The following is a 25,849-nucleotide window of genomic DNA, read 5'->3' as shown; positions in this document are numbered from 1 at the left end:
CATGAGTTTAAGAAAAATAATGGCAAATTACGCTGCCTACAATTTATGGGTAAATCAACAATTTGTGAATTGGCTAACACCAAAATCTGATGAGTTGTTGCACAAAGATGTTCCTTCGAGTTACTCGAGCATTATTAAAACACTTAACCATATCTGGGAAACAGAGCAATATTGGCTTTCTATAATAACCGAAACTACTTTGCCGGAAAGGAATGAAAACGTTGATTTAGATAAGAATGTAATATTTGAAGGTTTATTAAAAACATCTGCAAAATTATCGGAGTTTATATCATCATTATCAGACGAACAATTATACAAAGCGGTTAAAATCGAGAATCCGTGGTTTCAATGTGAGTTGCCTATTTCTGATTATTTATTACAAGTAGTAAATCATGGCACTTATCATAGAGGACAAATTGTAACCATTGGAAGAAATATTGGTATAACCGACGCTTCAAACACAGATTATAATTTCTATAATGTCGTAAAAAATCAATAATAAAGTAAAAACTCCCAAAGATGAACTTATAATTCGTCTTTGGGAGTTTTTTTATACTAATCTTTTTTTATAAGATTCTATTAATTCCAATACTCTGGTTTTAAGGTTTTCGGGTTCTATAATTGTGGCGTAATCTCCAAACATCAAAAGCCAGCGCGAAAAACCATCATGAACATTACGTGACATAAAAGTCATTTCGATCTGACCATCAACTTCTCTTTCAGAAATATAACCATGATATTTTTGCTCATAACGAAGGTGAGTTAGAATTTTTTTCGAAACTAAAATTCGAACTTTAGTTGTTGGAATAGTTTCCGATTTAACCAAATAGGTTTCTAAAGAATCGTGTTCAATCGTAAATTCTAAATCGGTTTTCTGAATTCCCTGGATTCTGTCTGTTCTAAATTGCCTGTAATCTTGTCGCAAATGACAATAACCCAAAAAATACCAATTGTTGTGATCGTGAAAAACGCCAACAGGTTCAATGTTTCTATTGCTTGCTTGTTCAGCTTCAATAGTTTTATAAGAAAGAAGAATCTGTTTTTTCTCAGCAATACTTTCGAATAAAACAGCCAAAGTATTAGGAGAACTATCATGAAATAAAGGTTCTTGCGTTTGCATTAAAACTTTAGATTCAATATTCGAAAGCCAATCTTTGTCAGTACCTCTCAAAACCGATTTCAGTTTATACATCGCCGATGCATAATGAGATCCAAGAGAAGGATCAGTAAATTTTTGCATTAGTTTTTCGGCCGCAATAAAACTGCTTACTTCCTCGCGCGTAAACATAACAGGCGGCAATCGGTAACCATCCATCAAAGCATAACCAACTCCCGCTTCACTATAAATAGGAACTCCCGACGCTTCAAGAGTTCGAATATCTCTATAAATAGTTCGCAGACTACAGTCAAAACGATCCGCCAATTCTTGAGCTTTTACAATTTTCTTGGATTGTAACTGAATGAGAATTGCGACAATACGGTCAAAACGTTTTGGAGAATCGTCCATTTTTTTTCTTTTAAGATTCTAAGGTGCTGAGGTTCTAAGTTTTTTTTTAGATGCAAAGGTTCAAAGATACAAAGGTTCAAAGTTTAGAGAAACAAAAAAGTTGTTCCAAATTAGGACAGATTTTCTGGTAAAAATTATCTGCAATTCGCATCAACGTAGAGGCGCACAGCGGTGCGTCTACACAATCTACATCAATCTTTCGAACCACAATCCAAAAAAAAAACAAAAAACCCGATAACGCAAGTCATCGGGGTCAATCTATATTCTAAGCTTTAAATTTTCTAAAGGATTGTATCATTTCGTAAATTCCAAAGGCAATGAAGATTTTTCCAAATATGAAAATTAACCAACTAAATGGATTAGTTAAATAAATTCTATCAGTTTCTAAAGGATTGTAAAAGTCTGTAACTAGTAGAAATCTAAAGAAACCAGAAAATAATCGAGTCCAATTATCTATGTTTGATAAATTAATTATAGAATCACGATTCTCAAAAATATATAGTAATAAGTATATAATAAAGCCGCCGATTAATATAAAACGCAATGCTTTTCTCCAACTATTTCCAAAATCAGTTGAGATTTTTGAAGCAAATAAAATGGATTTGTCAATAAATCCTGAATTCCATTTCCAGTTTAATTCTTTGTAGTGGGCAGCAAGTTCATGAGATCTAAAACGATTAAAGTCAATGCGGTTTTCGGTTTTTTGAAGTTGTTGTTTTATTGTTCGGATTGTTCTTCTGTCGCAATCATTGATTTTTTTTATTTGAATATCATCGAAGAAAGCTCCTTTCTCAAAGCTTGTTTTATCTATTTCAATAATATTAAAATAAGTTTCTTGAAATGACGCGAAATCATGGAATTTAATTTTTTCAAATCTTAGTTTATCTATTTTTGATTTATCAAAATCTACAAATTTATTAAAATCGCAATCAGTAAATTTAAAATCGCAGTCAATTTCATTTTTAATAGATTGAAAATTAGCAGTGTTGTTAAAAATGCAATTGTTAAAATGAGTTTTACTATTGAATTTAGTTTCAAAAAAGCTTGAATTATTAAACGTGCAACGATTAAAATGATTATTATCTGCTATCAAGTTTACATTATTTCCCAAATAGTCAAAATAATCACTAAAATGACAGTGTGAAATAATTACTTTATTTAATATAGAATTAATAATATCAAGACTTTTTGCTGATTTTTGTCCAATGATTCTTAAAGCACCACCATTGAATTGAATATTATCAAACTCAATATGATTTATTTTTCCATGATTTATTTTAATTGTACTTGATTTAATAATATTAGACTTCACATTATGAATATCTTTAGTGTTTTCTTCAAAAGAAAGATTATTTAGATAGCAATTCCTTATTTCAATGGATTTGTTATTTATTGTACAGGAAATAAATGTGAGATTTTCAAGACTACATGATGAGAAAAGAAAATCACATAAAAAATTACAGTCTTCAAAAATGAAGGAGCTATTTTTAGAAATTTCTTCAACTTGATTGTTGCTGAAAATAACGTTCATTCCTTTAAAAGTGACATTTTTGAATGTCAATTTTTTACTAAGAAGCGGTGTTTTAAGATCTATTTCATTGTCGAAATTGATTATTATATCTCTAAAATGTTCTTCATTAGATTTAATTTTTCGTTCAAATTCTTCACTACTTATTTCTACCATTATAGCATATTATTTTTTATCAAACATAAACAAAAAACCCGATAACAATCGTCATCGGGTTTAATCTATATTCTATTATCTTTATTCTTTCTTCTAAAAAAAAAATCTAATCGTTAAGCTTCAAAACAGCCATAAAAGCTTCTTGTGGAATCTCAACGTTTCCAACTTGTCTCATACGTTTTTTACCTTTTTTCTGTTTTTCAAGAAGTTTACGCTTACGCGAAATATCTCCACCGTAACATTTTGCGGTAACGTCTTTACGAAGTGCTTTAATAGTTTCACGAGCGATAATTTTAGCTCCAATTGCAGCTTGAATCGGAATGTCAAATTGTTGTCTTGGAATCAATTCGCGTAATTTCTCGGTCATTTTTTTACCGATGTTATAAGCGTTGTCTTCGTGAATCAATGCAGAAAGCGCATCAACCGTTTGAGCATTCAAAAGAACGTCAAGTTTAACCAATTTTGAAGTTCTCATTCCTATCGGAGAGTAATCAAAAGAAGCATAACCTTTAGAAACCGTTTTTAAACGATCGTAAAAATCGAATACAATTTCCGCCAAAGGCATATCAAAATTCAATTCAACACGTTCTGTTGTTAAATACGTTTGATTGGTAATTTGACCACGTTTTTCGATACATAAACTCATTACGTTTCCAACGAAATCAGCTTTTGTAATGATTGTTGCTTTAATAAAAGGCTCTTCAACTCTGTCTAAACGAGATGGTTCAGGTAAGTCAGAAGGATTGTTTACAACAAATGCAGTTTCAGGATCTTTTTTGGTGTAAGCCAAATACGAAACGTTAGGAACTGTAGTAATTACAGTCATATCGAACTCACGCTCTAGACGTTCCTGGATAATTTCCATGTGAAGCATTCCTAAGAATCCGCAACGGAAACCAAATCCTAAAGCCGCTGAACTTTCAGGAGTAAAAACTAACGAAGCATCATTCAATTGCAATTTCTCCATGGAAGAACGCAAATCTTCATAATCTTCAGTATCAACTGGATAAATTCCGGCGAATACCATTGGTTTTACATCCTCAAAACCAGTAATCATATTTGTAGTTGGCGTTTTCGCATCAGTTAGAGTGTCTCCAACTTTTACTTCTTTGGCTTCTTTAATTCCAGAAATTAAATAACCAACATCACCAGCAGAAATTACATTTTTAGGAACCTGATTTAATTTTAAAGTTCCAATTTCGTCAGCAAAATATTCATTGCCAGTAGCCATGAATTTAATTTTTTGCCCTTTTTTGATTTCTCCATTTACAACTCTGAAGATTACTTCGATTCCACGAAACGGATTATAAACCGAGTCAAAAATCAAAGCTTGTAATGGTTCTTCAGGATTTCCTTGAGGAGGTGGAATTTTTTCGATAATGGCAGCCAAAATATTTTCGACACCAAAACCTGTTTTTCCTGAAGCATGAATAATATCTTCTAATTTACATCCTAATAAATCAATAATATCATCACTAACTTCTTCAGGATTAGCACTTGGTAAATCTACTTTGTTCAAAACCGGAATAATTTCCAAGTCATTTTCTAAAGCAAGATATAAGTTAGAAATCGTTTGTGCCTGAATACTTTGAGCAGCATCAACAATCAAAAGCGCACCTTCGCAGGCAGCAATAGATCGTGAAACTTCGTATGAAAAGTCAACGTGACCAGGAGTGTCAATTAAATTTAAAATATATTCTTCTCCTTTATAAGTATATTCCATTTGAATGGCATGACTCTTAATGGTGATTCCACGCTCGCGCTCCAGGTCCATGTTGTCAAGCAATTGTGCTTTTTCTTCACGAGCTGTAACGGTTTGTGTAGCGCCCAATAATCGGTCTGCCAGTGTACTTTTACCGTGGTCAATGTGTGCAATAATGCAAAAGTTACGTATCTTCTTCATTTTAATATATCAATTCTCTAAACGAGTTTTAAGTAATTTCAGGGTATGAATTTGCGCTAGAGCAATTGCTTTAGAGCATGTTATTAAGGCGCAAAGATAGCGCAAAGTTTTGGATTGTGGAATGTAGTTGCTCGATTTTGAATTTTGGAGGCAGAAAGTTCATTTTAAAGTTTTAAAATGTTCATAATTAGTAAATAATGAATTGGTAGTTTAAAGCAAAAGCTTGCAGAATGTTTTTATTAATGCGTTGGTTTGATTTGTTGTTTGTCAAAAAAATACTTCAACTTACTTTTGTTTGATAAATATGCATTTTTGTGCGAATAATTGTCGGTTTAACCAAATATGATTATACTTGTAGTCATTTAAACCATAAGTATATTTTATTTATGATTTTGAATTTTCAGTATCGTTTTTTACTAAAATCTGTGCGCAGGATTTGTTTGTGAAAAACGAGAATGTTTATTTTTTACTAACTGTTAAACCCAACAAATTATGGAAAAACAAACCGTGAAGCTGGCTCAAAAATTTGGCAGGCTTTCAAAAGAAGAAATGAAAAATATTAACGGCGGAACATTAGGAACTGTTTGCGGTCCGAGAAATGGAATCCCAACTTCGATTTGCCCAAGCGGAAAAGGAGTTGCTGCGAATTCAGGAACAGAAGATCCTAATAAGTTTCCGGGAATTGTAGGAGGTTATTGTAATGTAATAATCGTATGTATTCCTTAAAAATAAAATGATAAATGCCCGAAGATTTCTTCGGGCATTTTTTTATCTAAAATTCAAAATTAAATCCTTTTTCGGTCAGTTTCTTATAAATCGCCGGATCAAATTTGTATAATTTGGCAGCTCTGTGTGAAACATCTTGTTGTTTTTCATCTAATTCAACCAATAATTTCATGTGCAGAATTTTTCGTCTGAAATTAGATTTATCCATTTCGATTCCTAAAATCTCTTCGTATAAATGCATCAATTGTAACAGAGTAAATTTTTCAGGCAAAAGATTAAATCCTATTGGAGCTTGTCGCACTCTGTTTCGAAGGTGTTTCAAACTATAAGCAAGAATTTCGTTATGATCATAAATCAAATCCGGAATACTATCGATCTTGTACCATTGTGCATCCGAAGCCGTAAAACCAGCTTTAATATTATAATCTTCACGTTTTACCAAGGCATAATAACCAATCGTAATAACGCGTCGAAGCGGGAAACGATCAGGATCTCCAAACGCTTTCAGTTGCTCTAAATAAATATTATCAAGACCAGTAAGTTCATTCAATAAACGGTGCGCAGCATTATCAGTACTTTCTTTTTTATAGATCCATCCTCCCGGAAGTCCCCATTTTCCTTTACTAATACCTTCTCCGTGTTGTACCAGAAGCACTTCCAGACTTCCTTTATCAAATCCAAATATGACACAGTCAATTGTGATCGCATTCATTGCGGTTTGCTCGCTTTTTAAAGCAGAATCGTCGGCTACATTTTTAACCATATGCTATTTAAATTTTGACAAATTAAATAAATAAAATGAATAGTTGTCTTCATATCAGATTTATATTTTTCTTAACGCAATAATTTTCTGACAATCAATTGTTTGTGATATCCTTAAAAATAAGATTTTAAAATAATCATCCTTAAATGACTGATTGTCAAATCGCTAAATCCTTAATTTTTCAATATTTTTTTATTCCATTTTAATGACTTCTTTGACGTATTCATAAAAATCGAGATTGAATAATTAGAATTGAAAAAAAATAAACCTAATATTTTGTTAATATAGAAAAAATGTTTTACACTTGTAGTCAAAATAACCATAAGATAAGTTCAGTTTGACTATAAGTAAAAAATGGACAAATCTATAACTAACTTAAAATACCACCAAATGTTTTTTTTAGGAATTGATTTAGGAAGTTCTTCAATAAAATTATCAGTATTTGATGCTGAGAAAGGAACAACTATTGGAGCAATTAGTGTTCCTGATTTTGAAATGCCAATTGTTGCTCCAAAATTTGGTTGGGCAGAACAAGATCCGGAATCCTGGTGGCAATTTGTAAAAGACGGAATTAAACAATTAGGTTCGAAATCTAATATTGATCTAAAGAAAGTTGCCGGAATTGGAATTGCTTATCAAATGCATGGTTTGGTTTTAACCGATGAAAATTTGAATCCGGTTCGTTCTTCGATTATTTGGTGTGACAGTCGCGCTGCAAGTATCGGAGACGAAATTTATACTAAAATGGGAACTGTAAATTGTCAGCAGGAAATTTTAGGAAGTCCGGGAAACTTTACCGCTTCAAAACTAAAATGGGTAAAAGACAATCAGCCTGAAATTTTCGCGAAAGCAAAATACATGATGCTTCCGGGGGATTTTATTGCTGCCAAATTATCGAAAGTAGCACAAATAAGTACTTCAGGTTTATCAGAAGCCGCTTTATGGAATTTCTCAGAAGGAAAACTGGCAACGAAAATCCTTTCTCAAATGGGATTATCATCGGATATTATTCCGGAAATCGTTTCAAATTTTGGAATTCAAGCTACAATTCACTCAGAAATAGCACAAGAATTAGGATTAAATCCCGATGCAAAAATAACCTACAGAGCAGGAGATCAACCTAACAATGCTTTATCATTGAATGTTTTGAAACCTGGAGAAATTGCTACAACAGCCGGAACTTCGGCCGTAGTTTATGCCGTAAGCGATGAAGATGTTTACGACAAACAAAACAGAATCAATACTTTTTTACACGTCAATAATACGGAAGCCGAAAAACGAAACGGCGTTATGTTATGCATTAACGGATCTGGAATTTTATACCAATGGTTGCGCAAAATCATGTCTGTTGACAGAACTGATTTAATCGCTTACGAAAAACTAAATGCCGAAGCTGCAAAAGTTGAAGCAGGAAGTAACGGACTTCGTTTTTATCCTTTCGGAAATGGTGTAGAAAGAATCTTTAATAACAAAAATGCAACTTCGGGAATCCAGAATTTAAATTTCAATATTCATCAACCGTCACATTTAGTGCGCGCTGCCTGCGAAGGAATTGTGTTTGCCATGAATTACGGTTTTGATGTTATGAAAGAAGTTGGAGTTTCTGGAACTGTGGTTAGAGCAGGAAATTCAAACCTGTTTTTAAGTCCGGTTTTTAGAGAAATCTTCACCAATACTACACAAACTACTTTAGAATTATACAATACTTCGGGAGCAGAAGGAGCTGCAAGAGGCGCTGCTTTTGGTTTAGGATATTACAATTCGCTGGACGAAGCTTTTCAGGGATTGCAATGTTTAGACAGAATTGAACCTAATAAAATCCTGACGAGTCAATATCAGGATTTATATCAAGAATGGAAAAGTCAAATTAAAATAGAACAATAATAATGAGCACAACTAATCAATATTTTAAAAACATCGATACGATAAAGTTCGAAGGAAGAGAAAGTGATAATCCACTAGCTTTTAAATGGTATGATGAAAATCGTATCGTTGCGGGAAAAACATTAAAAGAGCATTTGCGCTTTTCGATGGCGTACTGGCATACGTTATGTAACACAGGAGGAGATCCGTTTGGAGCTTCGACTGAAACATTTTCCTGGGATAAAAATGAGAATGTCATTTTAAGAGCAAAAGACAAAATGGATGCCGCTTTTGAATTTATGACAAAGTTAGGTTTGCCATATTATTGTTTTCATGATGTTGATGTTGTTGATGATGCGCCAACTTTGGCAGAATTTGAAACTCGTATTCAGACAATGGTTGAATACGCAAAACAAAAACAACAAGAATCAGGTATTAAATTGTTGTGGGGAACTTCAAATTTATTCAGTAATCCTCGCTATATGAACGGTGCTGCAACGAATCCAAACTTTGATGTTTTGGCGTATGCAGGAGCTCAGGCAAAAATCGCAATCGATGCAACTATTGCACTTGGCGGAGAAAATTATGTTTTCTGGGGCGGACGCGAAGGATATATGAGTTTGTTGAACACAGACATGAAAAGAGAATTAGACCACTTAGGAAGATTCTTGAATACTTGTAAAGATTATGCTCGTAAAGAAGGTTTTAAAGGAAACTTCCTGATCGAACCAAAACCAATGGAACCTACCAAACATCAATACGATTATGATGCTGCGACTTCATTAGGTTTCATTAATAAATACGGACTTCAAAATGATTTCAAACTAAATCTTGAAGTAAACCACGCAACACTTGCCGGACATTCTTTTGAGCACGAATTGCAAGTTGCGGTTGATGCCGGAATGTTAGGAAGTATCGATGCAAATCGTGGAGATTACCAAAATGGTTGGGACACAGACCAATTCCCAATAAATCTTCAGGAAGTTACACAAGCAATGTTAGTGATTCTTGAAGGTGGCGGAATTCAAGGCGGCGGTGTAAACTTTGACGCAAAAGTGAGAAGAAATTCAATCGATTTAGAAGATAAATTCATTGCACATATTTCAGGAATGGATGTTTTTGCAAGAGGATTAATCTGCGCTGATCAGATACTACAAAATACAGATTACAAAAAATTACGCACACAACGTTACAGTTCATTTGACGGTGGAAACGGAGCGAAGTTCGAAAACGGAGAATTATCTCTTGAAGATCTTAGCAAAATTGCCCGTGCAAGTGGAGAACCTCAACCCCTTAGCGGAAGACAGGAATTATTCGAACAGATTATTTCGAACGCATATTAATAGACAAAAAATTACTAACTATAATTTAAACCAATTCTTAACTATTATGAAAAGCAAACATTGTCTTAAAACAACATCGCTCTCGTTCTGCATGGCGCTGTTGCTTAGTGTATTTACGATGCAGTCCGGTTTTGCGCAACAGCAATCCCAGATTATAAGCGGAAACGTAAAATCAGCAGAAGATGGTATGGGAGTTCCGGGTGCTACCGTAGCTATTGAAGGAACCAAGACGGGAACATCAACAGATTTTGATGGAAACTTTAAGTTGGAAGCAAAAGAAGGCAGCGTAATTGTAATCAGTTTTATGGGATTTAAAACCCAACGTGTAACCATTGGAACACAAAAAACGATTAATGTTACTTTACAAACAGAAGCGGCAGATCTTAAAGAAGTTGTCGTTATTGGATACGGTTCTCAAAAGAAAACACTTGTAACAAGTGCCGTGACTCAGGTTAGCGGAGAGAATCTTGCAAAAACCAATACGACAAATGCTTTACAAGCACTTCAGGGACAAGCAGCCGGACTTCAGGTTACATCGACTTCAGGACAACCGGGAGAAGGATTGAATGTTGTGATTAGAGGTGTTGGTTCAACAGGCGGAAGCAGTCCGTTATATGTTGTTGATGGAATATTGACAAGTGATATTTCTTATTTAAGCAATTCAGATATTGAATCTATTTCGGTTTTAAAAGATGCTGCATCTGCTGCAATTTATGGTTCTCAGGCCTCAAACGGAGTTGTTTTGGTAACAACCAAAAAAGGTAAAAGAGGAGCTGTAGGACAAATGACATTCGATCAATATTATGGTGTACAATCTGTAGCGAGAAAAGTTGATTTATTGAATGCAACAGAATATGCAACAATATTAAATGAAGCAGCAGTAAACTCTGGTAAAAATCCATATTTCACCAATGCTCAAATTGCAGGATTAGGAAACGGAACAAATTGGATGGATAAAATGTTTACAGATAATGCGGCTACCAAAAATTTCGCATTTGGAGCTTCAGGTGGTTCAGACACTTCTGTTTACTCAGCATCTTTATCTTATTTAGGACAAGAAGGAGTTGTTGGAGGAAAAGATTTATCAAACTACGAGCGTTATAATTTCAGATTCAATTCAGAACATAAATTATACAAAGACGTAGTTACGTTTGGTGAAAATTTGAGTTTTGCTTACATCAATAAAAACGGAATTGGAGTTGGAAATCAATACAATAATGCATTAAGAGGCGCTTTTCAAACAACGCCATTATTGCCAATGTATGATTCTAAAGGTAATTATTATGATACCACAAATAATACAGAGCCTTGGCTTGCAGGAGTTGCAAATCCTTATGCTTTGATGGAATACAACAATCAAAATGAAGGTAATAATCAAAAATTATTAGGGAACGTTTATTTGCAAATCGAACCAATAAAAAACTTAACCTTCAAAACTACTTTAGGACTTGACTATTATGCTGGCGAAGGACATTCTTACCTTCCGGTTTACCGATTATCTATTTATGCAAACAGCGCATTTGATAAAGTAAATCAAAACATGAACAAAGGTAAAACCCTTACTTGGGATAACTTATTGACGTATAAATTTAATGCTGCCGAGAATCATCATCTTGAAGCAATGTTAGGAACTTCTTCTATTAATTATGACGGAACATCAGTAAGTGTTACAAATGCTGATTCAGTTTTTAATGATTTAGAGCACGCTTGGTTAGACAATACAACTAACAAAGATGGTGCAAAAATATCAATGAGTGGTCTAAAACAACAGACTAAAAGAATGTCTTATTTTGGAAGATTAAATTACAATTTCAAAGAAACGTATTTGATCAATGCAACTTTTAGAATGGACGGATCTTCTATTTTTTCTAAAGAAAATCAATGGGGTTATTTCCCATCAGTATCTGCAGGTTGGGTGGCTTCAAATGAAGAGTTTTTGAGAAATTCAAGCGTAATAAACTTTCTTAAATTAAGAGGAAGCTGGGGACAAGTTGGAAATCAAAATGCAAGACCATTCCAATATTTGTCAACTATAAAATCAAATAATACAAATTATATTTTTGGTGATACAGAAGGTGTTTTAACGCCGGGAGCTTATCCGGACAGATTATCAAATCTTGATTTGAAATGGGAAACTTCAGAACAAATTGACTTTGGTTTTGATGCAAGATTTTTAAACAATGCCTTGAATGTTACTTTTGATGTTTACCAAAAAACAAATAAAGACTGGTTGATTTTAGCACCAATTTTGGCAACAGCCGGAGCAGATGCACCTTATATAAATGGTGGAGATGTAGTGAATAAAGGAGTGGAGTTAAGTTTAAATTACCAAAATAAAATTGGAGATTTTAATTATAGCATTAGTGCAAACGGAGCTTATAATAAAAATACAGTTGGACAAATACCTACTACAGACGGTATCATTCACGGATTAAATAATGAACTTTATGATAATTCAGGTGAGTTTTACAGAGCACAAAACGGACAACCTTTAGGTTATTTCTGGGGATATAAAACAGGTGGTGTTTTTCAAAATCAGGCACAAATCGATAATTATAAATCAGCAAGTGGTGTAGTATTACAACCAACTGCAGCTCCCGGAGATCTTATTTATGTGAACACTAACGGAGATGATAAAATCGATGCTTCTGATAAAACAAGTATCGGAAAACCGAATCCTGATTTTACATACGGATTCTCTTTATCAGCCAATTATAAAGCTTTTGATTTTTCATTAATGGCAAATGGTGTAGCAGGAAATCAAATCGTACAATCATATAGAAATCAAGCCGGAGCTTACGGAAATTATACTTCAGCAATATTAGATCGTTGGCACGGAGAAGGTTCTTCAAACACAGTTCCAAGAGTAACAGAAGACAACAGAAATTTTACACAATTTTCGGATTTGTATGTTCAGGATGGGGATTTCTTAAGAATCAGTACCGTAACATTAGGATTTGATTTAGCAAAAATGAAACAATCAAAACCATTTTTTGCAAGTCAGTTCAGAGTTTATTTCTCCGTATTAAACCTTTACACTTTTACGAAATATGACGGTATGGATCCTGAAATTGGTTTTGGTTCATCAAATAATGACCAGAAATTTTCATCAGGAGTTGATGTAGGATACTATCCACGACCAAGAACATTCATGTTAGGATTAAATGTTAAACTTTAATAAATAAAAAGATGAAAAATACCTATCTATATATTTTCTGTTTGACGCTATTGTCATTGGGTTCTTGTAGTTTAGAAACAGAACCGTTAGTACAACAAACAGATACAAATTTTTATAAAACAACAGATGATGCTTATTCAGCATTAGTAGGTTGTTACGATGGTTTGCAAGTTGCAACCGGAGCAAGTGGTTTGGGAGTTCCTGTAATTAGTGAAGTAATGTCTGACGACTGTTTCGGCGGAACCGGAAATTCTGATGGTTACAATTATGCAGCAATCGATGAGTTTGATATTTCACGTTCACCTTCAGATGTTGATATGCTTAACGGTAACTGGATTGGTTATTACAAAGCAATTTATCGTTGTAATGTTTTCTTATCGAAAATGGATCAGATTGACTGGAAAGGCGATACAGCTTTAAAAAATACATATACATCAGAAACTAGATTTATCAGAGCCTATTTATATTTTGAAATGGCACGTTTATGGGGAAGTGTACCATTGTTAACAGCACCTTCTTCTGATAATATACCACAAGCAGCTCCTGAAGAAATCTACAAAGTAATCGCAGAAGATTTAGTATTCGCTTCAAACAATTTGCCTGCCGTTGCCTATAATGCTACAACAAGTGGACGTATTACAAAATGGGCAGCAAAATCTTTACTTGGACGTGTTTATTTATACTACACAGGATATTACGGAAAAACAGATTTAGCAGGAGTAGTAACTAAAACACAAGCTTTAGCAAACCTGGAAGATGTTATCGCATCAAGTGGTCACGGCTTAGTAGATGACTTTTCTACTTTATGGCCAGCAGCTTCAGTTGATAAATATGCCGGAGAAGGAAATAAAGAAATAGTGTTCTCTGTGAAATACTCTTATACAAGTGATTATAGCGGAAACACAGACGGAAACCATTGGATGGTAATGTTCGGTATGAGAGAATTTTCATCTTACCCATACGGACGTGGTTGGGGAGTTACAGTAAACTCTAAATTATGGAAAGCCTACAGCGCAACAGATACAAGACGTGTAGCAAGTGTAATTGGAATCGATGAAGAAAAAATAAAATTCGATAAAATCAATAATCAAAGAGAATACACAGGTTACTATAACAAGAAATATTCTCCAATGGTTGACAAAAACGGAAAAGATATGCCACTTGTTATGGGAAGTCAATATTGGGATATCGGACAATTTCAGGATTATGTTGTGTTAAGATATGCAGATGTTTTGTTAATGGCTGCTGAATTAGGAAGCGGAAGTGCGCAGACTTATTTTGATGATGTGAGAAGAAGAGCTTACAAAGAGAATTTTACAGCTTTACCGGTAAATGCTGATAATATACTGAACGAAAGACATTTGGAATTTGCTCTTGAAGGAATTAGATATTGGGATTTATTACGTCAGGGTGTTGGAAAAGCTTCTACTACAATTGCAGAAACTACAACATTATTAAGTGGTGGAGTTGCCGGAACAAAAACAATTTCTGCAGCTAAAATCCAAGCTACAAAAGGACTACAACAAATTCCGAATACACAGATCACATTATCTGGAGGAGTTTTGAAACAAAATGCAGGTTGGTAATCTTAACTAAAAAAGGAAAGAAATGAAAAATATTAAATTATTAGTTACATCATTTTTGATGCTTGCGCTAATGCTAGTATCATCTTGTTCTCCGGAAACGTATTCTTTGGACACGCCAATGGATAAAGCGGATATACATTTTGAAATTACTCAGGATTTAGTCGCAGATCCGGGCGGAAATACCGTAATAATGAAAAACACAACTCCGGGAGTTGTACTGAACTGGGATTATGGAACAGGAAAATCCAGTAAAGCTGTTGAAACTGTAAAATATGCCTTTAAAGGAAGTTACACCATTAAGATTTCTGCAGTAACCGGTGGTGGTATTGTTGCATTAGATCCGGTAACAATTACAGTAAATACAGACAACTTAAACTATGTTAATGATCCACTTTGGACAGCGTTATCAGGCGGAGTTGGTAAAAAGAAATCTTGGGTAGCAGACAATGGTAAATACGGATTAGCTCCGGGCGCAATGTCTTATGCAGATCCAAGCACAACAGTAGAATGGGGGAACTTTACTCCAAACTGGGAACCTGAAGGAAACGCGAATTCAAGTACAGATGCAGATATGCATTGGGGAAGATACATGACATTCAGCCTTGAAGGAGGACCATTTATGACCGTTCATGAAGCTGATGGAACAACGATCGAAAACGGATCTTATTTCTTAGACATCAACGCACATACTTTAACAACAACAGGAACAACAATCCTTAGACCAGACAATTATATTGCAAATGCAAGTAACTGGAGCGACAATATTAAAGTATTAAAATTAACAGAGAATCAGTTAAGAATTGCTGTAAAAAGAACCAACAGTGAAGGTCCTTGGTGGTACATCTGGAATTTTGTTTCTAAAGATTATGCAGATAATTATGTTCCTCCGGTTACAGAACCAGTTGTTGACGAAGGTTTCAATCCAACTTTTGCACCGGGAGAATTATTGACCATGTTAACTGGTGGTGCCGGAGCAGGAAGAGTTTGGAAACTGGATGCAGGCGGTAATCCTGTTGACTGGGTTGGAAAAGGAAAAGGCTGGACAGTTAATTCAACAAGTTCGTATAATTGGGGATGGAATGATGATTGGGCAACAATTGCAGGAAATTCATCAATACGTTTTGATCAATGGGGAGGAACTCTTAATTATACACGCAATCAAAATGGCGTAATCACAACTGGAACTTTTACGATAAATGCAGCAACAAACGAAATTAATTTAGGAGGAGAAAAACTTCTTCAAAATGCGACAAGCTGGATGAATCCAACAACAAGTGTTATTAAAGTAGTAAAAGCATACAATAAAGATTTTCTTCAAAAAGGAATCTGGCTTGGAACATCATATGATGCAGGAAAAGACGAATGGTTTGTTTTCCATTACATAGTTCCATAAAGTTTTTACGGTTTTGTTTTAGAATAAAATCATAATTACCTCAAACTAGTAAACAACCGGTAGGGGATTTAAAGAGTCACCTATCGGTATGTTTATATTTGTTTTTCAAAACAACAAAATCCTATGAATATGAATAGCATAAAAGAATATTTAAGTAGAGGTTTATCATTATTATTACTATTCGGAATTATCCTTTTGAACTCTTGCAGTAAAAAAGAAGATACTTTCGATAATAGAAAAGTTTCTTTTAATTCAGATTGGAGTTTTCATTTAAATGATAGTATAACAGACAAAGATACTATTGGAATTTCAACCAAATGGAGAACCCTAAATGTTCCGCATGATTGGAGTATAGAAGGAAAGTTTGATGAAAAAAGCCCTGCCGGATATGGAGGCGGATCTCTTAACGGAGGCTTAGGTTGGTATAAGAAAACTTTCAAAATAAATGCTTCTGATAGTAGTAAAGTAATATCAGTAATCTTTGATGGCGTTTACAGAAACAGCGAAATCTGGGTAAACGGACATTATTTAGGAAAACGTCCAAATGGATATATAGGTTTTCAATATAACATGACACCGTACTTAAATTACGGAGACAAAAACAACGAAATTATTGTAAAGGTTGACAATTCAAAACAACCAAATTCACGTTGGTATTCAGGATCAGGAATTTTTAGAAATGTCTGGATAGAAACTACGGATAAATTGCATGTTGCACAATGGGGAACTTATGTGACAACACCAAAAGTTACTGCTGAAAAAGCTTCGGTAAGTTTTGAAACTACCATTCAAAACCAAAATACAGCTTCAAAAAAAGCAACAGTAACAACCACTATTTTTAAAGAAGATACCAAAGTAACATCGGTTACCCAAAATATAACAATTGGTGCAAACGCCAATCAAATCATAAAACAATCGGCAGAAGTTGAAACGCCAATTTTATGGTCAGTTGAAAAACCTGAATTGTATACAGCAGTTACAGAAATTTCGCTTGACGATAAAATTGTAGATCAATATAAAACCAATTTCGGAATCAGAGATTTTAAATTTGATGTCGATAAAGGTTTCATTCTTAACGGAAAACAAGTCAAAATCAAGGGAGTTTGTATGCACCATGATTTAGGACCTTTAGGTTCAGCAATCAATACACGCGCCATCGAACGTCAGCTTGAAATCCTGAAGGAAATGGGCGTAAACGGAATCAGAACTTCACATAATCCGCCTGCTCCGGAACTTTTAGACCTTTGTGATAAAATGGGTTTCATTGTAATGGATGAAGCTTTTGACATGTGGAAACAAAACAAAACCAAATACGATTACGCAAATGATTGGGACAAATGGCACAAAAAAGATTTGACAGATCAATTGCTTCGCGACCGAAATCATCCAAGTATTTTTGTTTGGAGTATTGGAAATGAAATTCCGGAACAATGGAACGAAAATGGTGTGGCTATAGCCAAAGAATTAGCCGCAATAACACGTCAATATGATAAAACGCGTCCATTAACCGCAGCGATGAATCCGCCGGTAAATATGAATATTGATGACGTAACATTACAATTCGAAAAAAAGAATGTACAATTCAATCCACTTGCAAAATCTGGAGTTTTAGATCTTATCGGATATAATTATGCACATCAGACTTATGCACATCATAAAGAAAATTTCCCTGGAATTCCTTTCATCGCAACCGAAACTACTTCGGGATTACAAACTCGCGGTTATTATGATAATGTTTCAGATACTATAAAAAAATGGCCGGTAAGTTGGGATCAAAAATTCACAAAAGGAAATCCTGGAAATACCGTTTCGGCTTACGATCAGGTTCAAACACCTTGGGGTTCAACACACGAAGCAACTTGGAAAGTAATTAAAAAATACGATTTCCTTTCCGGAATGTATATCTGGACAGGTTTCGATTATATTGGAGAACCAACTCCATATGAATGGCCATCAGTAAGTTCATATTTCGGAATTGTCGATTTAGCCGGTTTCCCAAAAGACGTTTATTATATGTACCAAAGCGAATGGACAGACAAAACCGTTCTGCATATTTTTCCACATTGGAATTGGAAAGTGGGACAAACCGTAGATGTTTGGGCATATTATAATAAAGCAGATGAGGTTGAACTTTTCCTTAACGGAAAATCAGTTGGAGTTCGTAGTAAAAAAGGAGAAGATTTGCACGTAATGTGGAGAATTCCTTTTCAACCCGGAACACTAAAAGCAATCTCTCGTAAAAATGGAAAAACAGTTCTGGAAACCGAAATCAAAACAGCCGGAAATCCTGATAATTTAAAACTTACAGCAGACAGAAGCAACATCAAAGCAGACGGAAATGATTTGTCTTTTGTAACTGTAGATATTCTCGATGCAAAAGGAACTTTGGCTCCAAATGCCAATAACGAAATCAACTTTTCATTAAAAGGAAACGGAAAAATTGTAGGCGTTTGCAGCGGAGATCCAGTAAGTCACGAACCGTTCAAAGGTTCAAAACACACGGCACTTAACGGAAAATGTTTAGTTATAGTTCAATCGGAAAATAAAACAGGAAGATTAGAATTAACCGCTAAAGCGAATGGACTAAAACCAGCAACAATTGTAATTACAGCAGAATAACGACGCGTCTTTCCTGCAAGGTTTTCAAAACCTTGTAGGTATAAATAGTAAAGTATAGAATAAAAACAAGAGACCTACAAGGTTTTGAAAACCTTGCAGGAAGGAAATACAAAAACTAAACTAATGAAAAACTCACAACTAACCACATTGTTTTCAGCCTTTATCTTTGGATTGCTGCTTTCGCCAAAAGCGACTGCACAAATTCAGAACGCAGATGTGCTAAATGCTCCGATAGATATCAGCAAGGATTTTCAGAATTATCTGAACACCTTTTATTTTGCAGATGAATTGACAAATTTTGATCCTGCAACAGGAAAAGGAACCATAAAATATCTGAGATATAATTATAAAACACGTCAGGCATTCAACAATATGATGATGAAACCTGATGTTGTTGAAGCAAACGAATTTCCAACAACAGAATATCAGGCTTCACCGGAATTGCCGTTTCAAATTCAGTTTGTTTCAGACAGAACCATCCGAATCAAAACTACTTCAGGACCACAATTTCACCCTGAAAAAGAATCTCTAATGTTGATTAACGGCGTTGCGCCAAATCATCCTGAATTATGGAAATATTCTAAAATCGAAGGCGGTCACAGTTATACCAGCAAACACGGAAGAGTAGAAATTTTGACAAAACCGTGGCACGTAAAAATTTACGATGAAACCGGAAAATTGTTGACAAGTACACTTCACGATTCCGATTTCAAAAACACCTATACACCAACACTTCCGTTTTCGTATGTGCGCAGAAACAGCGATTATTCAAGAAGTATGGGAGCTGCTTTTAGTTTAGAACCAGACGAAAAAATATTTGGTTGTGGAGAATCATTCACACAATTCAACAAACGCGGACAAAAAGTTGTTTTATGGACAGATGATGCAAACGGAATTCAGAATGAAACGATGTACAAACCCGTTCCATTTTATATGAGTAGCCGTGGTTACGGAGTTTTCATGCACCATTCGACACCAATTACAGTTGACTTTGGTAGATATTATTCAAGTGCAAACGAAATGTATATTGGTGACGACGAAGCCGATTTGTTTTTCTTTATCGGAGAACCAAAAGACGTTTTAGATCAATACACAGATTTAACCGGAAAAGCAGCAATGCCACCACTTTGGTCATTTGGTTTCTGGATGAGCCGAATCACTTATTTCTCTGAAAAAGAAGGAAGAGAAGTAGCAAAAGATTTACGTAAATATAAAATTCCAACAGATGTAATTCACTTTGATACAGGTTGGTTTGATGTAGATTGGAGAAACAATTATGAGTTTGCAAAAGCACGTTTTCCAGATGCCGAAAAAATGATGTCAGATTTAAAAGACGATGGTTTTCATGTGTGTTTATGGCAATTGCCGTATTTCTCACCAAAGAATACCTTGTTTAACGAAATCATGGATAAGAATTTAGCCGTAAGAGATCGTAAAGGAAATCTTCCGTATGAAGATGCCGTTCTTGATTTCTCAAATCCAGAAACCGTAACTTGGTATCAGGCAAAATTGAAACATTTATTCGACCAAGGAGTTTCGGTTTTCAAAGTAGATTTTGGAGAAGCAGCTCCGCCAGACGGAATTTACCATTCAGGAAGAACAGGATTTTACGAACATAATTTATATCCGTTAAGATACAATAAGGCTGTCGCCGAAATTACTCAGAAAGAAAAAGGATACACTTTAATCTGGGCAAGAAGTACTTGGGCAGGATCTCAACGTTATCCGTTACATTGGGGTGGAGATGCAGAAACTTCAAACGGAGCAATGTCGGCAGAATTACGTGGTGGACTTTCATTAGGATTAAGCGGATTCAGTTTCTGGAGTCATGATGTTGGAGGATTTGCAACAAAATCACCAGAGAATTTATACAGAAGATGGGCACCTTTCGGGATGTTTACTTCACACGTAAGAAGCCACGGCGAACCTCCGCGCGAACCTTGGTTGTACAGCAAAGATTTCCTTGAAGGATTTAGAAAAGCAGATAATATGCGTTACGAATTAATGCCATATATCTACGCTCAGGCGAAAGAAAGTTCACAAAAAGGATTACCAATGATGCGAGCTTTATTTGTAGAATATCCAAATGATCCGGGCGCTTGGTTGGTAGACAACGAATATTTATTTGGATCAAGTATGTTGGTGGCGCCACTTTTTGAAGAAGTTACAGAAAGAGACGTTTACCTTCCGGAAGGAACATGGATTGATTACCAAACCAAAAAAGTATACCAATCTGGATGGCATAAAATTAAAGCAGGCGAAGTACCAATCGTAGTTTTAGTAAAAGACGGAACCGCATTGCCTCACATCGCTTTGGCACAATCTACAAAAGATATGGATTGGAGCAAATTAACTTTGAAGGTTTATGCAAGTGATAAAACAACTTCGGCTACAGCCAAAGTATTTTTGCCAGACGGAGATTCAGTAAAAGAAATAAAAGTGACCAAAAACGGAAACAATTTTGACGTAACTTCAAACCCATTACAAGGAAAAACAACTCTTAAAACAGAGTGGATAAAATAAATCTGTTGCTTTTATCCCGTAGGGATTTAATATCGGTAGCAATAAATATCAAGTGTTGTAGTCATTTTTCCCGTTAGGGAATACACAAAATAAGAACATGTATAGTCCCTGACGGGACATTGAAACGGGTTTTCTGTTTTTTACCAATATTAAATCCCTACGGGATAAAATAGAGAAAAGAATTAAAAATCTGCTCAATCTGCCAAATCTGCGAGAGAAAAATAAGTCACAGATTAGAAAAATATATGCCACAGATTTAAAGAATTCTAATGGATTATATCATGGTTAATTAGTTAGAAAAATCTTTTGGAATCTTTTAATCGGTGGCAAAAAATAATCCCAATTAGGATAAAAATAAGTTTTTGTTGAGTTTCTAAATCGGGTGAAGTCTCATAAGCAACACCCGATTTAATAAAATGAATTAAGAAAAATATCATGAAAAATTACCTCATTCTTCCCGCTTTAATCCTTTCAGTTTCGATTGGATACAGTCAGAAAAGTAAAAATGCTTATGAATTGGCATCGCCAAACGGGCAAAACAAAATTAAATTCGAATTAGTAAAAAATGCTCCAAAATATGCTGTTTCACACGGAAAAACCGAAGTGATTACACCATCAGATATGGGATTTTTATTAAAAGGAAATGAAAACTTAAGTTCTGATTTCGAAATCAAAAGTGTGAAAAACTCCACATTTGATGAAACCTGGGAACAAGTTTGGGGAGAAAAGAAAAACATTAGAAATCATTACAATCAGCTTTCGGTTCAATTACAACAAAAAGCAGGAAACAAACGTAAACTTGAAATTCAATTTCGTGCGTTTGATGACGGAATCGCTTTTAGATATGTATATCCAAAACAAAATGTAAAAGACAGTATTTTCATTATGGATGAAAAAACGACTTTTAACTTAAAAGAAGATGGAAAAGCATGGTGGATTCCGGCAAACAGAGAAAACCGTGACGAATATCTTTTTAAAGATGCGCCTGTAAGTACGCTTGATACCGTTTTGACGCCGCTTACAATCGAAAGCAAAAGCGGATTAGCATTGAGTTTTCACGAAGCAAATTTGGTTGATTTTGCCAGTATGACTTTGGTAAACACAACAGGAACACAACTTAAATCTGATTTAGTGCCGTGGTCTGATGGCGTAAAAGTTCGTGTAAAAGATACTTTCACTTCTTCATGGAGAACGCTTCAAATTGGGGAGAAACCAGCAGATTTGATTACCTCTTATTTGATTTTAAATCTAAACGATCCGAACAAATTAAAAAACACAGCAAGTTATTTCAAACCATACAAATACTTCGGAATTTGGTGGGGAATGCACATTGGAAAATATACTTTTTGGGAAAGTGACAAACAAGGCGCAACAACAAAACACGCCGAAGAATATATTGATTTCACAGCAAAAGAAGGATTTCATCATTTATTGATCGAAGGCTGGAACAAAGGTTGGACGCCACAATGGTATGAAAATCATATGCATATGTTTAGCTTCACGAAAAGTGCAGACAATTTCGACTTAGAAAAAGTAGTTGAATACGGAAACAAAAAAGGCGTTGCACTTATTGGATATCACGAAACAGGATCCAACTTAATTAACTATTTAAAAGAAGTTGATGAAGGTTTTGCATTGTACAAAAAGTTAGGAATGCACTCTGTTAAAATTGGACACGTAGGTTCTAAATTAAACATGAAAGAAATGCATTTCGGACAATTTGGGGTAAATTATTTCAGATATATTCTTGAAAAAGCAGCGCAATATGATTTAGCCGTTTTATACCACGAATCGATAAAAGATACAGGAGAACGCAGAACTTTTCCAAACATGGTTTCAAGAGAAGCAGCACGTGGACAAGAATATAACGCTTGGAGCGAAGGAAATCCGCCAAATCACTTAACGATTCTTCCATTCACAAGATTACTTTCGGGACCAATGGATTTTACACCGGGAATTTTTGATGTTGAGGTAAAACAAGGATATCCTGGAAAAAGAGTTCACGGAACTACAGCGCAACAATTAGCATTGTACGTTACGATTTACGCACCAATCCAGATGATGGCAGATCTTCCTGAAAATTACGAAGGAAAACCAGCATTACAATTCTTAAAAGATGTTCCAACAGATTGGGAAGACACAAAAGTATTAGACGGAAAAATTGGAGAATACATCACAACAGCTCGTAAAGACAGAAACAGCGCCGATTGGTATTTAGGAACAATCACAAATGAAAACGCAAGAGACGTAAATGTTTCTTTATCATTCTTAGATCCAAGCGCTACTTACGAAGCACAGATTTATGCTGACGCCGAAGGAACTGACGAAACACACAATCCATCAGCAGTAGCGATTTCTAAGAAAACCGTTAAAGCTTCAGATTCACTAAAATTACATTTAGGCGGCGCTGGAGGAACAGCAATTAGATTCAAAAAACTATAGATTTTCGATGTAGATTATCAAACCCGACAGGTTTCAAAAACCTGTCGGGTTTACTAACACAACGATTCAACGATTAGATTAAAAAAATATAATTTATAAAAATTTCAAACCCGATAGATTCAAAAAATTGTCGGGTTTAATAACCACAATTTTTTTAAATGAAAAACCTCATTCTGCATATCGTTTTTATTTTGTCGATCAATTTGGTGTTGTCGCAGCAAAAACAATATCCTTTTCAGAATCCTAAATTAGATACTGAAAAGCGTATTGATAATTTGTTATCGCTGATGACGCTTGACGAGAAAGTTCAGGCTTTAAGCACAAATCCATCCATAAAAAGATTGGGAGTTGTAGGAACTGGTCATGTAGAAGGATTGCACGGTTTGGCACTTGGCGGACCAGGAGAATGGGGCGGAAAAAATAAACAACCCGTTACAACAACTACTTTTCCACAGGCTTATGGTTTGGGAGAAACTTGGGATGTTGATTTACTTCAAAAAGTTGCACAAGTAGAAGGTTATGAAACCCGTTATGCATTTCAGAAATACCATCGCGGCGGATTAGTTGTTCGTGCTCCAAATGCAGATATTGCAAGAGATCCGCGTTGGGGACGTACCGAAGAAAGTTACGGAGAAGATGCTTTTTTTAACGGAAAAATGACCGTTGCATTTGTAAAAGGATTGCAAGGAAATAATCCAAAATATTGGCAAACGGCTTCGTTAATGAAACACTTTTTAGCCAATAGCAATGAAGACGGCAGAACTTATACATCATCTGATTTTGACGAAAGACTTTGGCGCGAATATTATTCTTTGCCTTTTCAGATGGGCGTTGTCGAAGGAGGTTCTCGCGCTTATATGGCGTCATATAATAAAGTAAACGGAATTCCGGCAATGGTTCACCCGATGCTAAAAGACATTACCCAAAAAGAATGGGGACAAAACGGAATTATCTGCACAGATGGAGGCGCATTCAGATTATTGCTTTCAGATCATAAATATTACGCAGATCAATTTCTTGGAGCTGCCGCAGCTATAAAAGCGGGAATTAATCAATTTTTAGATGAATATACAGAAGGTATTTATGGAGCACTTTCGCATGGATATTTAAAAGAAAAAGATATTGATGCCGTTATTCGCGGTGATTACAGAGTGATGATTCAACTTGGAATGTTGGATACTTCAGATGAAAATCCATATTCGAAAATTGGAACAAAAAACGATACAATCGATCCGTGGAAAACCGAAGCGCATAAAAAAATCGCTCTTGAAGCAACGCAAAAATCTATTGTTTTACTTAAAAATGAGAATGGATTATTGCCTTTGCAAAAGGATAAATTAAAGACAATTGCCATAATCGGACCGCGTGCCGATCAAGTACTTTTGGATTGGTACAGCGGAACTCCACCTTATACAATTACACCTTTACAGGGAATTAAAAATAAATTGGGGAACAATGTTGAAATTCTTTACGCTAAAAACAACATCGACGGAAAAGCAGCAGAAATAGCTAAAAAAGCAGATGTAGTAATTGTTATTGTCGGAAACCATCCGGTTTGTGATGCAGGTTGGGCAAATTGTCCCGTTCCAAGCGAAGGCAAAGAAGCCGTCGATCGCCAATCGTTGACTTTAGAACAAGAAGATTTAATTAAAGTCGTTTATCAGGCAAATCCTAAAACCGTTGTTGCCTTGATTAGCAGTTTTCCATATGCGATAAACTGGACGCAAGAACACGTTCCTGCAATTTTGCATATGACACAAAATAGTCAGGAAACAGGAACAGCTTTAGCCGATGTTTTATTTGGAGATTACAATCCTGCCGGAAGATTAACGCAAACTTGGGTTAAGGAAATTACAGATTTACCGGAGTTATTAGATTATAATATTCGAAATGGCAGAACTTATATGTATTTCAAAGGAAAACCATTGTATGCTTTTGGCCACGGATTGAGTTATACGACTTTCAAATATAATTCAATTGAAACCAATTCAGAAACAATCACTAAAAACGGAGAAGTAAAAGTCACAGTTTCTATTACAAATACTGGAAATAAAGACGGAGACGAAGTGATTCAATTGTATGTAAAACAATTAAATTCAAAAGTAGAACGTCCTGAAAAAGAACTAAAAGCATTTCAGAGAGTTTTCTTTAAAGCCGGAGAAACCAAGAACGTTTCTTTAATTTTAAAAGCAAAAGATTTAGAATATTGGAATACAGCCAAACAACAATTTGAATTAGAAAATAATACAATTGAAATTCAAATAGGAAATGCATCGGATAATATTCTTCTGAACAAGAAAATAAACGTGAAATAATTAC

General features: G+C 35.0%; 15 protein-coding genes. 11 read left to right on the top strand and 4 right to left on the bottom strand.

What is annotated here, in order from left to right; all coding sequences use genetic code 11:
• Position 1: 1 nt before the first annotated feature.
• On the top strand, positions 2-499 hold the full coding sequence (locus tag WN975_RS18190) for a DinB family protein (RefSeq protein ID WP_337967730.1): 498 nt from the start codon (positions 2-4) through the stop codon (positions 497-499).
• Positions 500-550: 51 nt separating this feature from the next.
• Here WN975_RS18190 and WN975_RS18185 read toward each other — a convergent pair whose 3' ends face one another.
• From WN975_RS18185 to lepA, 3 genes are all read right to left on the bottom strand, one after another.
• The gene (locus tag WN975_RS18185) at positions 551-1,507 is read right to left on the bottom strand and encodes a YafY family protein (protein WP_337967729.1); all 957 of its coding nucleotides are present in this window, start codon (positions 1,505-1,507) and stop codon (positions 551-553) included.
• Between the two features lie 265 nt (positions 1,508-1,772).
• On the bottom strand, positions 1,773-3,191 hold the full coding sequence (locus tag WN975_RS18180; protein WP_337967728.1) for a hypothetical protein: 1,419 nt from the start codon (positions 3,189-3,191) through the stop codon (positions 1,773-1,775).
• Positions 3,192-3,297: 106 nt separating this feature from the next.
• Complete coding sequence (gene lepA / locus WN975_RS18175) at positions 3,298-5,094, bottom strand: translation elongation factor 4 (protein WP_337967727.1); 1,797 nt, start codon at positions 5,092-5,094, stop codon at positions 3,298-3,300.
• 492 nt (positions 5,095-5,586) lie between these two features.
• Between lepA and WN975_RS18170 the strand changes: the two genes are divergently transcribed.
• Positions 5,587-5,820 carry a hypothetical protein gene (locus WN975_RS18170; protein WP_337967726.1) on the top strand — a complete coding sequence of 78 codons (234 nt, stop codon included), beginning with the start codon at positions 5,587-5,589 and terminating at the stop codon, positions 5,818-5,820.
• Between the two features lie 46 nt (positions 5,821-5,866).
• On the opposite strand, the gene WN975_RS18165 is transcribed toward WN975_RS18170, so the two are convergent.
• The gene (locus WN975_RS18165; protein WP_337967725.1) at positions 5,867-6,583 is read right to left on the bottom strand and encodes an NUDIX domain-containing protein; all 717 of its coding nucleotides are present in this window, start codon (positions 6,581-6,583) and stop codon (positions 5,867-5,869) included.
• Between the two features lie 390 nt (positions 6,584-6,973).
• Between WN975_RS18165 and WN975_RS18160 the strand changes: the two genes are divergently transcribed.
• The 9 genes from WN975_RS18160 to WN975_RS18120 all read left to right on the top strand — a co-directional run bounded on the left by WN975_RS18160 (position 6,974) and on the right by WN975_RS18120 (position 25,845).
• Positions 6,974-8,467, top strand: a complete 1,494-nt coding sequence (locus tag WN975_RS18160) for an FGGY family carbohydrate kinase (protein WP_337967724.1) — start codon at positions 6,974-6,976, stop codon at positions 8,465-8,467.
• Between the two features lie 2 nt (positions 8,468-8,469).
• Positions 8,470-9,789 carry a xylose isomerase gene (xylA, locus tag WN975_RS18155; protein WP_337967723.1) on the top strand — a complete coding sequence of 440 codons (1,320 nt, stop codon included), beginning with the start codon at positions 8,470-8,472 and terminating at the stop codon, positions 9,787-9,789.
• A gap of 46 nt (positions 9,790-9,835) precedes the next feature.
• On the top strand, positions 9,836-12,967 hold the full coding sequence (locus tag WN975_RS18150) for a TonB-dependent receptor (RefSeq protein WP_337967722.1): 3,132 nt from the start codon (positions 9,836-9,838) through the stop codon (positions 12,965-12,967).
• Positions 12,968-12,978: 11 nt separating this feature from the next.
• The gene (locus WN975_RS18145; protein WP_337967721.1) at positions 12,979-14,553 is read left to right on the top strand and encodes a RagB/SusD family nutrient uptake outer membrane protein; all 1,575 of its coding nucleotides are present in this window, start codon (positions 12,979-12,981) and stop codon (positions 14,551-14,553) included.
• A gap of 22 nt (positions 14,554-14,575) precedes the next feature.
• The gene (locus WN975_RS18140) at positions 14,576-15,946 is read left to right on the top strand and encodes a hypothetical protein (protein ID WP_337967720.1); all 1,371 of its coding nucleotides are present in this window, start codon (positions 14,576-14,578) and stop codon (positions 15,944-15,946) included.
• A 129-nt stretch (positions 15,947-16,075) separates the two neighbouring features.
• Positions 16,076-18,565 (top strand): glycoside hydrolase family 2 TIM barrel-domain containing protein, encoded by a 2,490-nt coding sequence (locus WN975_RS18135; RefSeq protein WP_337967719.1) that lies wholly within the window; start codon positions 16,076-16,078, stop codon positions 18,563-18,565.
• 123 nt (positions 18,566-18,688) lie between these two features.
• On the top strand, positions 18,689-21,088 hold the full coding sequence (locus WN975_RS18130) for a glycoside hydrolase family 31 protein (protein ID WP_337967718.1): 2,400 nt from the start codon (positions 18,689-18,691) through the stop codon (positions 21,086-21,088).
• Positions 21,089-21,523: 435 nt separating this feature from the next.
• Positions 21,524-23,530 carry a glycoside hydrolase family 97 protein gene (locus WN975_RS18125; protein ID WP_337967717.1) on the top strand — a complete coding sequence of 669 codons (2,007 nt, stop codon included), beginning with the start codon at positions 21,524-21,526 and terminating at the stop codon, positions 23,528-23,530.
• Between the two features lie 158 nt (positions 23,531-23,688).
• On the top strand, positions 23,689-25,845 hold the full coding sequence (locus WN975_RS18120; RefSeq protein ID WP_337967716.1) for a glycoside hydrolase family 3 C-terminal domain-containing protein: 2,157 nt from the start codon (positions 23,689-23,691) through the stop codon (positions 25,843-25,845).
• Positions 25,846-25,849 lie beyond the last annotated feature (4 nt).

It is taken from the genome of uncultured Flavobacterium sp., from assembly GCF_951805225.1.
Classification (GTDB): Bacteria; Bacteroidota; Bacteroidia; order Flavobacteriales; family Flavobacteriaceae; genus Flavobacterium.
The sequence above is the reverse complement of the archived record's forward strand: the minus strand, read 5'-3'. Positions and strand labels throughout refer to the sequence as shown.

Bases quoted from the DNA above. Each gene is read 5' to 3' on its own strand.
- WN975_RS18165 (WP_337967725.1), bottom strand. From the start codon at position 6,583: ATGGTTAAAAATGTAGCCGACGATTCTGCTTTAAAAAGCGAGCAAACC.
- lepA (WP_337967727.1), bottom strand. From the start codon at position 5,094: ATGAAGAAGATACGTAACTTTTGCATTATTGCACACATTGACCACGGT.
- WN975_RS18185 (WP_337967729.1), bottom strand. From the start codon at position 1,507: ATGGACGATTCTCCAAAACGTTTTGACCGTATTGTCGCAATTCTCATT.
- WN975_RS18170 (WP_337967726.1), top strand. From the start codon at position 5,587: ATGGAAAAACAAACCGTGAAGCTGGCTCAAAAATTTGGCAGGCTTTCA.
- WN975_RS18130 (WP_337967718.1), top strand. From the start codon at position 18,689: ATGAAAAACTCACAACTAACCACATTGTTTTCAGCCTTTATCTTTGGA.
- WN975_RS18135 (WP_337967719.1), top strand. From the start codon at position 16,076: ATGAATAGCATAAAAGAATATTTAAGTAGAGGTTTATCATTATTATTA.
- WN975_RS18180 (WP_337967728.1), bottom strand. From the start codon at position 3,191: ATGGTAGAAATAAGTAGTGAAGAATTTGAACGAAAAATTAAATCTAAT.
- WN975_RS18140 (WP_337967720.1), top strand. From the start codon at position 14,576: ATGAAAAATATTAAATTATTAGTTACATCATTTTTGATGCTTGCGCTA.
- WN975_RS18145 (WP_337967721.1), top strand. From the start codon at position 12,979: ATGAAAAATACCTATCTATATATTTTCTGTTTGACGCTATTGTCATTG.
- WN975_RS18190 (WP_337967730.1), top strand. From the start codon at position 2: ATGAGTTTAAGAAAAATAATGGCAAATTACGCTGCCTACAATTTATGG.
- WN975_RS18125 (WP_337967717.1), top strand. From the start codon at position 21,524: ATGAAAAATTACCTCATTCTTCCCGCTTTAATCCTTTCAGTTTCGATT.
- WN975_RS18160 (WP_337967724.1), top strand. From the start codon at position 6,974: ATGTTTTTTTTAGGAATTGATTTAGGAAGTTCTTCAATAAAATTATCA.
- WN975_RS18120 (WP_337967716.1), top strand. From the start codon at position 23,689: ATGAAAAACCTCATTCTGCATATCGTTTTTATTTTGTCGATCAATTTG.
- WN975_RS18150 (WP_337967722.1), top strand. From the start codon at position 9,836: ATGAAAAGCAAACATTGTCTTAAAACAACATCGCTCTCGTTCTGCATG.
- xylA (WP_337967723.1), top strand. From the start codon at position 8,470: ATGAGCACAACTAATCAATATTTTAAAAACATCGATACGATAAAGTTC.